This is a genomic window from Pelomonas parva (assembly GCF_043555835.1).
GTDB lineage: Bacteria > Pseudomonadota > Gammaproteobacteria > Burkholderiales > Burkholderiaceae_C > Pelomonas > Pelomonas parva.
In genome coordinates this window covers 164,703-179,901 of record NZ_JBIGHV010000001.1, presented here as the reverse complement: position 1 = coordinate 179,901, position 15,199 = coordinate 164,703, and the positions used below count along the sequence as shown (strand labels likewise).

Annotated in this window: 1 protein-coding gene (running past one end of the window); it reads left to right on the top strand. The window is 68.3% G+C overall.

Annotated features, from left to right (window positions below; all coding sequences use genetic code 11):
- Positions 1-15,199: the end of a cadherin-like domain-containing protein gene (locus tag ACG00Y_RS00645; protein ID WP_394475328.1), read on the top strand. Its footprint begins 28,319 nt before the window's first position; the window shows 15,199 of its 43,518 coding nt (coding positions 28,320-43,518); its start codon lies beyond the left edge, outside the window; it ends in the stop codon at positions 15,197-15,199.

Sequence of the window (15,199 nt, the reverse complement as noted above, 5' to 3'; positions counted from 1 at the left end):
CGTCTACCGGGACACGGCCGACGGCCCGACCTGGGTCGCCAACGTCGTATCGGCCACGCCGGACTCCGGCCAGTTCACGTGGATTCCGGGCAACAGCGGCATCGACTTCAACACCCACGGCCTGCGCATCCAGGTCAGCCTGGTGACCAACCCGGCCGTGCTGGATCGCAGCCAGGAGCCTTTCACCGTGCCCGAGGACGGCCTGACCTACTGGGTCAACGATGGTTCCACCGCCGGTGACGAGTACGCCACGGCTGCGGGCGACAACCGCAACACCGGCAAGTCCGCCGACGCGCCCAAGCCCAACGTCACCAACCTGTTCCGCGCCTACGACCTGCAGGCCGGCGCCACCCTCTATGTCGATACCGGCAACTACGCCTTGCTGGAGTCGCTGACGCTGTCGGGCACCGCCACGCGTGGCTTCGGCATCGACGAGGGCTTCGTCATGACCGGCCCGACCCAGGGCAGCCATCTCGCGTCCCTGTTCCCCATCGTGCCGAACGAGCGCACCTGGGCGCTGCTGGACCTGTCCGACACCGACTTCGTCACCATCAGCCACCTGCAGCTGCGTGACGCTAACCGCGGCGTGCTGATCAGCGGTGGTGCGGACGCCATCGACCTCGACGACATCGAGGCCTACGGCCATGTCAACGAAGGCATCTACGCGTCGCAGGTCAATGCGCCGCTGGCGACCTGGACGGGCCTGAACGTGCATGACAACAGCCAGACCGGGCTGTTCGTGTCCGGCACGCTGGGCGGCATCGACCAGCTGACGTCCACCCGCAACCGCGGCCACGGCGGCCTCTACGCCGAAGGCGCGCTGGGCTTCCTGACCCAATCGACGCTGACCGACAACGTCGGCCATGGCGCCAACCTCTACTACCCCGGCGCCGTGCGCGTGCAGGGCAACCTGTTCCAGGGCAACAGCAACACCGGCCTGAACTACAACGTCGGCGGCAGCAGCCAGGCGCTGGTGGGCGGCGCGCTGGGCTCGGGCCTGGGCAATCGCTTCCTGAACAACGGCAACGGCGGCGCCATCTTCAACGGCAATGCGCTGGTCTGGGGCAACGTCGCCAGTGGCAACGCCGGCAACGGCAATTACGGCATCGGCATGAGCGGCGGCGAGGCCCGTCAGAACGTCGTCCACGGCAACTCCAACGGCCTGTACATGTACAGCGGCCTGGTCGCCGACAACCGCATCTACAACAACAACCCGGGCACGGCCGGCAGCTACGGCACCGGCCTGTGGCTCAGCACCGCCACGGCCACCGGCAACACCGTCTACAGCAACCGCGTCGGCGTCTACAGCCAGGGCAACAGCGTGCTGCGCAGCAACCTCGTCTATGCCAACTCGGCGGCGGGCGTGCAGTTGCAGGGCAGTGCGCCGCAGTTCATCGGCAACACGGTCTACCAGACCACGGGCGACGCCATCCAGCTCTACGGCTCGGCCAGCAATGCCCAGTTCATCAACAACATCCTGTGGGCAGGCACCGGCGGCGTCGCCCTCAACATCGACGCGAACTCGCAGAACGGCTTCACGTCCAACTTCAACATCTTCCAGGGCGCCGTCGGTACCTGGCAGGGCACGCAGCGCGCAACGCTGACCGCCTGGCGCCAGGCCAACTTCCAGGACCTGGACGGCCAGGCCACCGACCCGCTGTTCGTCGACATCACCGGCGCCGACGGCAACCTCGGCTACGCCAGCCCGGCCAGCGATGGCCGCGACGACGACTTCCACCTGCGCAGCACGCAGGGCAGCTTCCACGGCGCCTCGCTGGCGCCCGTGCTGGGCGCGGGCGGCCTGCCGGTGTTGCTGACCGGCACGCTGACCCTCGACGCCCAGGATAGCCCGGGCATCGACCGCGGCGCGCTGAACCAGCCCTTCGATCAGGAGCCCGCACCGCGCGGCGGCTACGTCAACATCGGCTCGGACGGCAACACCCGGTACGCCTCGTTGAGCCCGGCCGTCTACGTGCGCGTGATGACGCCCAACGGCGGCGAGACCGTTGCCGAGGGCGAGACCTTCACCGTGCGCTGGCGCTCCGACGGCTTCAGCGGCAGCGTCAACCTCGACATCAGCCGCGATGGCGGCGGCAGCTGGCTGTCCGTGGCTGCTGGCGAGGCCAATGACGGCGTCTTCGACTGGACGCCGGGCACCGGCCAGTTCCCGGGCGGCGACTACGTGCTGCGTGTCAGCTCGGCCAGCCAGCCGGCGGTGCAGGACCAGTCCGACGCGACCTTCAACCTGGCCAGCACCGTCAGCGTCTTCTACGTCAACGACGGCTCCACCACCGGCGACGAGTACGCCACGGCGATCGGCAACGACGCCAACGACGGCCGCAGTGCGTCCAGGCCCAAGGCCTCGCTGCAGGCCCTGCTGAACGCCTACGACTTCAAGCCGGGCGACCTCATCCTCATCGACACCGGCGTCTACAACCTGTCCACCAACCTGCTGCTGGACGCGCAGGACAGCGGCGTGGTCATCCGCGGCGCGGTCAGCCATGCGTCCGTGCTGAACCGCGGCAACACCAACAGCGGCCAGTACGCCTTCCTGCTCGGCAGCGGCGCCACCGACGTGACGTTGGACCGCGTCACGCTGACGGGCGGCCAGTGGGGCTTCGTGGCCAACGACAACACCGGCGCCCACCGCTTCACGCTGAGCAACAGCGACATCAGCGGCAACAGCTCGGGCGGCGTCTATGTCGGCGTCAATATCGACGACGGCAAGGTGTTGAACAACATCGTCCACGACAACGGCAACACGATCGGCATCCAGGGCCAGCAGTCGACCCGCCTGCTGATCAGCGGCAACGAGGTCTACAACCAGAGCACCGGCATCTACACCTGGTCGGCCGGCGACGAGGCCAACGACGGCCCCATGGTCATCGGCAACCTGGTCCATGACGTGTCCACCGGCATCTCGCAGTCCTACGAGGGCTGGGTGCGCAACAACACCGTCTGGGCGGCCACCGGCACCGGCATCGGCGCCAACAGCAACCAGGACGTCAGCGGCAACACCGTCTGGGGCAGCAACACCGGCATCGATGCCGGCGGTGTCTCGGTCACCGGCAACACCCTCTACGCCAACACCACCGGCCTGAGCATCAACAGCCTGGTCGCCCGCGAAAACCGCATCTACGACAACACGCTGGGCGTCAACGTCAGCAGCAACACGCTGCTGACCAACAACCTGATCTGGGAAAACACCGCCGGCGTTCGCATCACCAGCAGCCACAACGGCACCGAGCAGCACGGCATCGCCAACAACACCATCGTGCAGACTGGCGGCACGGCCGTGCTGGCCGAGGGCGCCACCAACGTCCGCATCGTCAACAACATCCTCGACCTGCGCAGCGGCGCCATCGGCATCTCGGTCAGCCCAAACAGCCAGAACGGCTTCCACAGCGACTACAACCTGTTCAACCAGCCGACCGGCACGGTGCTGACACGCTGGGAAGGCCGCAACTTCACCAGCCGGCCTGACTGGGTCTACGAGACCGGCTACGACGTGCACAGCCGCGTTGCGTCGCCCGACTATGTCGATGCCAATGGCGCCGACAACCGCTTCGGCTGGGATGGCAGCGCCATCGGCGCGGCCATCGTGCTGGACGACGGCGACGCCGGTGTCAGCTTCACCGGCAGCTGGGCCACGGTTGTCACCGGCACCTCCGGCTACGGCGGCGACCGCCGCGAAGCCACCGGCGCCCAGACCGGCAGCAACACTGCCACCTACACCTTCACTGGCCTGCAGGCGGGCACCTATGTCGTCGCCTCGACGTGGAGCAGCACGTCGGGCAACACCAGCAACCAGCCCTATTACTTCTACGACGGCGCGCCGACGGCGGCCAACCTCGTGCGCAACATGCGCACCAACCTGCAGGGGCTGCCTGCCGACTACACGGTTGATGGCGCCAATTGGCGCGACCTGGCCACCGTCGTCATCACCGGCGACACGCTGACCGTGCGCATCAGCGATGCCGGCTCCAGCGGCAAGATCCTGGCCGACGCGATCCGCCTGCAGCGCATCGGCGGCGACCATGGCGCCGACGACAACTTCCGGCTCGTCGCCGGTTCCGCCGGCATCGACGGTGGCGACCCGACCTCGCCCTACCACGTCGAGCCACTGAACAACGGCGCCCGCATCGACCAGGGTGCCTACGGCAACACCCTCGGCGCCACGCAGAGCCCGGCGCCGCTGATCCAGGTCACCGGCCCGGCCGGCTACGCCAAGCTGACCGTCGGCACGCCGGTCACCATCGACTGGCACACCGCCGGCCTGCTGCCGACCGAGCCCGTGCTGGCCATCAACGCCGGCAATGCCGGCCCGGTGGCGGGCGGCGCACTCGGCAACTGGCAGCGCAACGCCTACCAGACCCAGGGCTACAGCTACACCAGCTTCACCGAGAACCCCGATCTCAGCGGCGTCACCAACCCGGCGCCTGCGAGCATCTACCAGACCAACCAGTACGCCAACGGCACGGTCGGCCAGGGCCTGAGCTATGCGTTGCCGGTGGCCGACGGCACCTACGTCATCCGCCTGCACTTCGCCGAGAGCTATGTCTACGCTCAGGCTGGCACGCGCCAGTTCGACATCCAGCTCAATGGCACGACGGTGCAGAGCAACTTCGACATCCGTGCCACGGCGGGCGCCAACTTCAAGGCCGTGGTGCGCGAGTTCTCCGTCACCGCCAGCGGCGGCAATGGCATCGATCTCGATCTCATCACCCGGACCAACGGCTCGGGCGCCCTGATCAGCGGCATCGAGGTCCAGCGCGTCGTCCCTGCGGGAGACGCCGACGCGAAGGTCAACCTGCAGGTCAGCCTGGACAACGGCCTGTCGTGGACAGCCATTGCCACGGGCCTGACGATGGACCGCTTCGGCAACGGCCGCACGACCTGGACCCCCGAGTTCGCCACCGCCGGCAACACGGCCCTCATCCGTGCGATCGCCGTGCATGGCGACGGCACGACGGCCGCCATCGACACCTCCGACGAGCCCTTCCTGATCGCCAACGGCGGCAAGGTCTACTACGTCAACGACGCCACCACCGCCAACGACGAGTACACGACGGCGGTCGGCGACAACGCCAACAGCGGCAAGGACGCGGCCCACCCCATGGCCAGCCTGTCGGCCCTGCTGCGCGCCTACGACGTGGGCCCCGGCGACACCGTCTTCGTCGACAGCGGCCGCTACAACCTCATCACCAACTTCACGCTGACGGCCAAGGACTCCGGCGTGCGCATCGTCGGCGCGCTGCATGCCGCGACCGAACTGAACCGCGGCAACACCAACACTGGCCAGTACCCGATCAACATCACCGGCGCGACGGACGTCACGCTGGAGAACCTCAAGCTCAGCGGCGGCCAGTGGGGCGTCGTGCTGGGCGACAACACCGGCTCACACCGCGTCACGCTGAAGAACCTGGAAGTCACCGGCAACACCAGCGGCGGCATCTACGTCGGCGTCAACATCGACGACGCGCTGGTCACCGGCAACACCGTCCACGACAACGGCAACAGCACCGGCATCCAGGCGCAGCAGGCCACCCGCGCCGTCATCACCGACAACGAGGTCTACAACCAGTCCACCGGCATCTACACCTGGTCGGCCGGCGACGAGGCCAACGACGCACCCCTGGTCGTCAACAACCGCGTGCACGACGTCAGCACCGGCGTCTCGATGTCCTACGAGGGCGTCGTGCGTGGCAACGAGATCTGGGACGCCAGCACCGGCCTGTCCCTCACCAACGTGCGCGCCGAGAACAACGTGCTGCGCCAGAACACCACCGGCATCGCCGGCAGCGGCTCGGACATCGTCGGCAACCATGTCTACGCCAACAGCGTCGGCATCGAGATGTCCAGCAGCACGATCTGGGACAACCGCATCTACAGCAACACGGTGGGCCTGCGCGACACGGGTTCGGACCTGGTGCGCAACAACGTCTTCTGGGCCAATGCCACGGCGGCGCGCATCTCCGGCGGCCGCAGTGGCAACGACCAGAACGGCTTCTACAACAACACCATCCGCCAGACCGGCGGCCGCGCCATCGACGTCGAGGCCAACGCCACCAACGTCACGCTGCGCAACAACGTCTTCGACCTGGTCGACGCGACGGCCATCTTCGTGCCGGCCAGCGCCGAGCGCGGTTTCGACAGCGACTACAACCTCTTCAGCGGTGCCAGCGCGACCGACTTCCTCGGCATGAACTGGGAGGGCGTGGCCTTCAACAACCTGCTGACCTGGCGCTTCGAGACCGGCAACGACACACACAGCCTGGTCGCGCCCGTGCAGTTCCGCGATGTAAATGGGGCCGACGACATCTACGGCTGGTCCAACGCGGCCGTGGGCGACGCCGTCATCCTGGACGACGGCGACATTGGTGTCAGCTTCAGCGGCAGCTTCACCACCGTCACCAACGGCACCCCGGGCTACGGCGGCGACCGCCGCGAAGCCGGCAGCGGCGCCACCGGCAACGGCAGCAACCACGCCGTCTACACCTTCACCGACCTCGCACCGGGCACCTACCAGATCGCCGCCACCTGGGCGGTCACCAGCGGCCACTCGGGCAACACGCCTTACGAGATCTACGACGGCCTGGTCGACCCCGACCGGCAGATCAGCTTCCAGCGCACCGGGCAGAACAGCCTGCCCAGCGGCTTCACGGCCAATGGCGCCAACTGGCGCGAGATCTCGACCGTCGTCATCACCGGCAACACGCTGACGGTGCGCGTCTCCGACAGCGGCGCCTCCGGCAAGTTCACCGCCGACGCCATCCGCCTGCAGCGGGTGCAGGGCGACACCGGCCGGGACGACGACTTCCGCCTGGCCGTCGGCTCGGCCGGCATCGATGCCGGTGACCCCCGCTTCGCCTACGTGCATGAGCCGCTGGACAACGGCGCCCGCATCGACATGGGCGCCTATGGCAACACCGTCAACGCGACGCCGAGCCCAGTGCCGCTGATCCAGGTCACCGGCCCGAGCGGCTATGCCAAGCTCGAGGTCGGCACGGCCGTCGACGTCAGCTGGCACACCGCCGGCATCAATCGCACCGAGCCGGCCCTGCTCATCAACGCCGGCAATGCCGGCCCGGTGGGCGAGGCCGTGATGGGCTACTGGCAGCGCAACGCCTACCAGACGCAGTACTACAGCTACACCAGCTTCACCGACGCGGTGGACCTCAGCGGCGTCACCGACCCGGCGCCGGCCAGCGTCTACCAGACCGCGATGTACGGCAACGGCACCGTGGGGCAGGGCGTGAGCTATGAACTGCCGGTCGACGACGGGCAGTACATCGTGCGTCTGCATTTCGCCGAGACTTACTTCTACGCCCAGAACGGCACGCGCCAGTTCGACATCAAGCTCAACGGCAACACCGTGCAGAGCAACTTCGACATCCGCGCCACGGCGGGTGCGAACTTCAAGGCGGTGGTGCGCGAGTTCAACGTCGTCGCCAGCGGCGGCAACGGCATCGACCTCGACCTCATCACCCGCACCAGCGGCGCAGGCGCGCTGATCAACGGCATCGAGATCCTGCGCGTCGTGCCGGCGGCCGATCTGGAAGCCACGGTCGACCTGCAGACCAGCCTGGACAACGGCAACACCTGGCAGACCCTGGCGACCGGTCTCGCCATGGACCGCCTCGGCAACGGCCACTACAGCTGGACGCCCGACCAGACCACCGCCGGAAACACCGCCCTCATCCGCGCCGTGCTGCGCCATGGCGACGGCAGCGTCGCGGCCCAGGACCTGTCGGACGAGCCCTTCCTGATCGCCAACGGCGGCACCGAGTTCTTCGTCAACGACGCCAGCCTGGCCGGCGACGAGTTCAGCACGGCGGTCGGCAACAACCTCAACAGCGGCAAGGACGCCGCCAACCCGATGTCCAGCCTTGCAGCACTGCTGCGGGCCTATGACCTCAACCCGGGCGACGTCGTCCACGTCGACAGCGGCACCTACCGCGCCTACACCAACGTGCCGTTTGAGGCCAGTGACTCGGGCGTGACGGTCAGCGGCCCCACGGGCGTGGGCCACACCGCCACCATCAACCGCGGCAACACCAACACCGGCACCTACACGCTGGAGTTCTCGGGCGCCGACAACGTCACCGTCGACCACCTCAACATCACCGGCGCGGCCTATGGCGTCGTGTTCAACAGCAATGCCGATAGCGACGGCAACACGCTGCGCGCCAACGACATCAGCAGCGCCACGCAGGACGGCGTCTGGCTGGGCACCAGCAACGACAACAACCTGCTCACCGAGAACGTCGTTCGCAACAACGCCAGCCGCGGCATCTATTTCGAGTACGCGACGGGCAATCGCGTCGAGAACAACGACATCCGCGACAACGCCAACGGCCTGTACTTCTACGCCACCAACGCCAACCTCGCCGAAGGCAACAAGGTCCACGACAACAGCGGCTACGGCCTCTACAACTGGAGCGGCACGAACAACGTCTTCCGCGGCAACGAGATCTACAACCAGGCCAACTACGGCCTGCAGTTCGCCTATGGCACGCTGCTGATCGACGGCAACCTGGTGCACCACAACGGCTTCGGCATCGAAGGCACGCAGGCCACTGCGACGCTGCGCGGCAATGCCGTCTACGCCAACACCACCGGCATCCAGATCTACGACGGCCTGCTGGAAGGCAACCGCATCTACAGCAACTCGGTCGGCATCATCGACACCGGCTACAGCCGCATCGTCAACAACGTCATCTATGCCAACACCAACCAGGGCGTGCGCGTGCAGGGCGGCCACACCGTCGCGGCGGGCGACGGTCTCTTCAACAACACCATCCTGCAGACGGTGGGCGAGGGCATCCGCCTGACCGGCAGCGCCGCCAACGTGGTACTGGCCAACAACATCTTGCGCGTCGACGCCGGCTACGGCATCGCCGTCGACAACAACAGCCAGGTCGGCCTGCAGAGCAACTACAACCTGCTCTATCGCGGCCCCGCTGCCAACGCCTACGTCGGCCTGTGGAACGGCGCGACGCAGACCACGCTCGCGGCCTGGCAGACGGCCTCTGGCAAGGACGCCAACTCGCAGACCGGCAACCCGCTGTTCCTCGACATCGACGGCGCCGACAACATCCTCGGCGAGCAGGGCGTCTCCACCGGCAACGGCTTCGACGACAACTTCGAACTGGACGCCTTCTCGGCTGCCATCGACGCCGCCAATGCCTACCTCGCACCGGCCAAGGACATCGAAGGCCGCGACCGCCGCAACGACCCCGACGTGACCAACAAGGGCACGGGCTGGGATCTCTTTGTCCCGACCGATGCCGGCGCGCTGTTCACGGCCACCGGCACGGCCAAGAACTTCCGCACCAGCGACTACGCCTTCGAGCAGGACCTCGGCTTCAGCTTCTCGTTCTACGGCAAGACCTACACCAGGATGGTCGTGAACGTGAACGGCTTCGTGCAGTTCGAGGGCCCCGACTCGGCCTACAACGGCAACGCCAACAGCACCGACCTGCTGCTGCGCAATGTCCGCATCGCGCCGCTGTGGGACAACCTCGACACCGGCCCCACCGGCAAGGACATCTTCGTCAGCCAGACGGCCGACAGCATCACCATTCGCTGGGCGGCCAAGCTGCAGGGCACGGCCACTGATGTCAATGTCGCGATGACGCTGTTCGCCGATGGCAAGCTGCGCTTCGACTACGGCGCCGGCAACACCGGCCTCACGCCCACGGTCGGCATGTCCGCCGGCAACGGCGTCACCTACGTGCTGGCCGCCTACGACGGCCAGGCCAACCTCGCCAGCGCCAGCTCGCTGCTGTGGACACCCACGCCCGGCCTCGTCTATCACGACATCGGCGCCTACGAGTTCCAGGGCGCGTCCGGCGACACCACCGGCCCGCTGGTCGCCAGCATCTCGCAACTGCCGGCCAACGGCGGCACGACGGCGCTGGCCTTCTCGGCCGTGCAGATCGACTTCAACGAGGCGCTCAACGGCGTCTCCGCGCGCAGCCCGGCCAACTACGAGCTGCGCCGCGCCGGCGCGGATGGCCAGTTCGACACCGGCGACGACGTCATCGTCAAGCTGACGCCGTTCTATTCGTTCCCCGAGACCAGCCTGACGCTGAACTTCGGCGGCGTGCTGGCCGAAGGCGACTACCGCCTGACGCTGTCTGGCACCAAGGCCATCTTCGACACCGCCGGCAACCCGCTGGACGGCGACGCCAACGGCACGCCGGGTGGCGACTACGTGCGCACCTTCACCATCGACCGCAGCACCAACAACGCGCCGGTGGCCACGCCCGCCACCGTCAACGTCGCCGAGAACGGCACGATAGAAATCACGCTGGCCGCGACGGACGCCGACGGCGACGCGCTGACCTACTCGATCCCGACCGATGCACTGCACGGCACGCTGTCGGCCATCGACCCGGTCACCCGCAAGCTGACCTACACGCCGGACGCCAACTACAACGGCCCGGACAGCTTCGTCTTCAAGGTCGACGACGGCAAGACCGGCGTGTCCTCTGCCACGATCACGCTCAACGTCACGCCCACCAACACCGCCCCGGTGGCGCAGGATCAATCCGGCACCGTCAACGAGAACGGCAGCCTCAACCTGCTGCTCGCCGCCGCCGACGAAGAGACCGCCCGCGCCAACCTCACCTTCGAACTGGTCACAGGCCCCGCTCACGGCACGTTGACGCAAGGCGCGGGTGGCGCCTGGATCTACACGCCCACCGCCGGCTACATCGGCGCCGACAGCTTTACCTGGCGCGCCAAGGATCGTGGTGACCCGGACGGCACCGTCGGCAACGCCGCCACGTCGGCCACCGCCACCTTCACGCTCAATGTCGTCAACGTCAATGACGCGCCCGTCATCGCCCCCGTGGCTGACCAGCAGGTCAATGAGGGCAGCCAGATCCAGGTCCAGCTCACCGCCACCGACCCCGACGGCCCGGGCAAGACCTGGACCCTGCTCAGCGCCCCCGCCGGCGCCACGCTGAACGCCAGCACCGGCCTGTTCAGCTGGACACCGACCGACGGCCCCGGCAGCGTCGACATCCTCGTGCGCGTCAGCGACGGCGGCACGCCCGCCCGCAGCGCCGACCTGACGTTCAAGATCCTCGTCAACGATGTCGCGCCGGTGCTCAGCTTCAGCGCACCGAACGCCGGCAATGGCGTCGCCGGCCAGGCCTACACCTTCGCCTACACGGTGACCGACCCCGGTACCGACACGATCACGTCGCTGTTCGTCGACTGGGGCGACGGCACCACCGAGACCGTCACCGGCAACCCCGGCAGCCTCAGCCACAGCTACGCGAACGTGGACGGCAACTACACGGTCAGCGTCAGCCCCTCGAACGAGGACGGCGCCCACCCGGCCAGCACGCTCAATCTGCGCATGGAGTTCAACGACCCGCCGGTGGCCAGCGGCCAGACCGTGCAGGTCGACGAGGACGTGGCCAAGGCCATCACGCTGGCCGGCACCGACCCCGAAGGCGGCGCGCTGACCTACAGCCTCGTCAGCGGCCCGGCCCACGGCACGCTGGGCAGCATCGACGCCAGCACCGGCGCCGTCACCTTCACGCCCGACGCCGACTTCAATGGCATCGACAGCTTCGTGTTCCGCGTCACCGACGGGGGCGGCAAGACTGGCACGGCGACGATCAACCTCGTCGTCAACCCGATCAACGACAAGCCCGTCGTCGCTGCGATTGCGACGCAGACCGTCAACGAAGGCCAGGCCCTCAGCCTCACCGCCACGGCCACCGACGTCGACGGGCCCGGCCCCATTACCTGGTCGCTCACCAGCGCCCCGGCCGGCGCCACCATCAACGCCACGTCCGGCCTCATCAGCTGGACGGCCGCCGACGGCAACGCCACCTACGGCTTCACCGTCCAGGCCAACGACGGCGCGAGTGGTTTGAGCACGACCAGCTTCGATGTCGATGTCGTCAACGTCGCGCCGACCCTCACCGTCACCGGCCCGGCCATCATCGGCACCGGCCAGACCTACACGTTGAACTTCTCGGCCACCGACGCCGGTGCCGACACGATCAGCCAGTGGGTCATCAACTGGGGCGACGGCACGCCCAACACGACCGTGGCCGGCACCGCGACCAGCGCGACCCACGTGTTCGCCACCGCGGGCAACGCGCAGATCACGGCCACCGCCACCGACGAGGACGGCAGCTATGCGGCCGCGCCGGTCGCCGTCAGCATCACCACGTCCAACCAGGCGCCCACCGCGCTGGACGACAGCTACACGGTGCACGCTGGCCAGGTGCTCACCATCGTCGCGCCCGGCATGCTGGCCAACGACAGCGACCCCGACGGCGACACGCTGACCGTCACCTCGCTGCAGGTGGCCGGCCTGCAGGGCTCGGTCGCCGCCAACCCAGACGGCCAGTTCGTCTTCACGCCCACGACGGGCTTCGTCGGCAACACGCAGTTCGGCTACACGCTGAGCGACGGCCAGGGCGGCACGGCCACCGGCGTCGTGCGCATCGCCGTCACCAATGCCGCTCCGGTGGCAGCGGACGACAGCTACACCGTGCGCGCCAACCGCACGCTCACCATCCCCGCGCCCGGCCTGCTGGGCAATGACAGCGACGCCGACGGCGACACGCTAGCCATCACCTCACTGCAGGTGGCCGGTCTGCAAGGCTCGGTCTCTGCCCAGCCGGACGGCCAGTTCGTCTTCACGCCCAACGCCGGCTTCGTTGGCAACACGCAGTTCGGCTACACGATGTCCGACGGCCTGGGTGGCACGTCTGCCGGCGTCGTGCGCATCGCCGTCGTCAATGCCACGCCCGTGGCGGCGGACGACAGCTACACGGTGCACGCCGGCCAGGTGCTGACCATCCCCGCACCCGGCCTGCTGGGCAACGACAGCGACGCCGATGGCGACACGCTGGAGATCACTTCCCTGCAGATCGCCGGCCTGCAGGGCACCGTCACCGCCAACCCCGACGGCCAGTTCGTCTTCACGCCCACGGCCGGCTTTGTCGGCGACACGCAGTTCGGCTACACGCTGACCGACGGCTTCGGTGGCGTGTCCACCGGCGTCGTGCGAATCGCCGTGACCAACACCGCCCCGGTGGCGGTGGACGACAGCTACACGGTGCGCGCCAATCGCACGCTCACCATCCCCGCGCCGGGCCTGCTGGGCAACGACAGCGACGCCGACGGCGACACGCTGGCCATTGCCTCGCTGCAGGTCGCCGGTCTGCAGGGCACCGTCGCCGCCAACCCCGACGGCCAGTTCGTCTTCACCCCCACCGCCGGCTTTGTCGGCAATACGCAGTTCGGTTACACGCTGCGCGACAGCAACGGCGGCACAACCACCGGTGTCGTGCGCATCGCCGTCGTCAATGCCACCCCCTTGGCGACGGATGACAGCTACACGGTCCATGCCGGTCAGGTGCTCACCATCGCCGCACCGGGCCTGTTGGGCAATGACAGCGACGCCGACGGCGACACGCTGACCATCACTTCCCTGCAGGTGGCCGGTCTGCAGGGCTCGGTCTCTGCCCAGCCGGACGGCCAACTCGTCTTCACGCCCACCGCCGGCTTCGTCGGCAATACGCAGTTCGGCTACACCGTGGTTGACGGCTACGGCGGCACGTCCACGGCCGTCGTGCGCATTGCCGTCACCAACGCCGCCCCGGTGGCGGCCAACGACAGCTACACCGTCATCGCCGGCCAGGTGCTCGACATCCCCGCACCGGGCTTGCTCGGCAACGACAGCGACGCCGATGGCGACGCGCTGGCCATCCAGTCCGTCGACACCACCGGCACGCAGGGCACGGTCCAGGTCTTGCCCGATGGCAGCCTGCGCTTCACGCCGACGGCTGGCTTCAGCGGCGCCACCAGCTTCAGCTACCTGCTCAGCGACGGTGTGGGCGGCACGGCGACGGGCCGTGTCGACCTGACCGTGCTGCCGGCCCAGACGACCCTGCGCGTGGAAAGCTTCCAGGCTACCGACACGGGTTGGCGCCTGCGCTTCGACGGCGCCGTCGACCCCAGCCTGATCCAGCAATACGGCGCGGGCGCCGTCGTGCCCGATGTCGCCTTCACCGGCACCACCGGCGGCGTGCAAGGCCGCGTGGCCGGCAGCCTGGTCTTCGACGCCGACGGCCGCGGCCTCAGCTTCGTCAAGACCGGCGGCCTGCTCGAAGCCGGCAACTACCAACTGTCGCTGAACGCCGGCGCCGATGGCTTCATCAGCCTCGGCGGCCTGCGCCTGGACGGCAACGGTGACGGCGCCACCGGCGACAACTACACCCGCAGCTTCACGGTCGCCGCCTCCAGCGCCGCCGTGCTGTCGGTGCAGGAGTTCGCGCGCGCTCCCGGCCAGGTGGCCAGCTATGACCCGGCCCTCGGCGCCTTCGCCGTCAGCCTGGAGCGTGCGGCGGGCCTGAGCACCGTGAGCTTTGAGCTGCGCTACGACGCTGCCCTGCTCAACGTCACCGGCGCCACCCTGGCCGCCGGCCTGCCTGCAGGCTCCAGCATCGTGGCCAGCGTCATCGAGCCGGGCCGCCTGCAGGTGCAGATCACCCTGGGCAGCCCGATCGCCGACGCCGCCCTCCGCCAACTGGTGCTGGTGCAGGCCACCGTGCCGGTCACGGCCGGCTATGGCGCCGCGCAGGTGCTGCGGCTTACCGAGGTCTCGGGCAACCTGGCGGCGATCAGCGTCGACGAGGGTCTGCAAGTCGTGGCCCGCCTGGGCGATGCGGACGGCGACCGCATCATCAGCACCAACGACTTCGCTGCCGTGCAGCGGGTCAGCGGGCGCGTTGATACCGGCTTTGCCGCCTACGGACTGATCGACCCGGTGCGCGTGGCCGACATGAACCGCGACGGTCGCATCACCATCGTCGATTCCGCTCAGGTGCGTGCCCAGATCGGCACCCCGATGCCGCTCGCCGCCCCGGCGGCTACCGGCATCTCGGGGGTGGTGGGTTCGGCCGTGACGGCGCAGACTGCTGCGGTTGTTCCAGCGACTGTGCCGTTGAGCGCGCAACCCACCGCACGCGCAGCAGCGGCGCCTGCCTCCGCTGCGACCGCTGTCGCTGCAGCGCCGGTGGTGCAGCTGGGTGGCGCCCTCGACTTTGGCCTGAATTTCGGCTTGAAGGCGCCGCTGCCGAGCAGCGACTGGGTGAATGAATGGGTGGCGGGTTCGCGCCAATCGGCACCCAACGACTGGAAGCTCACAATTGAATAA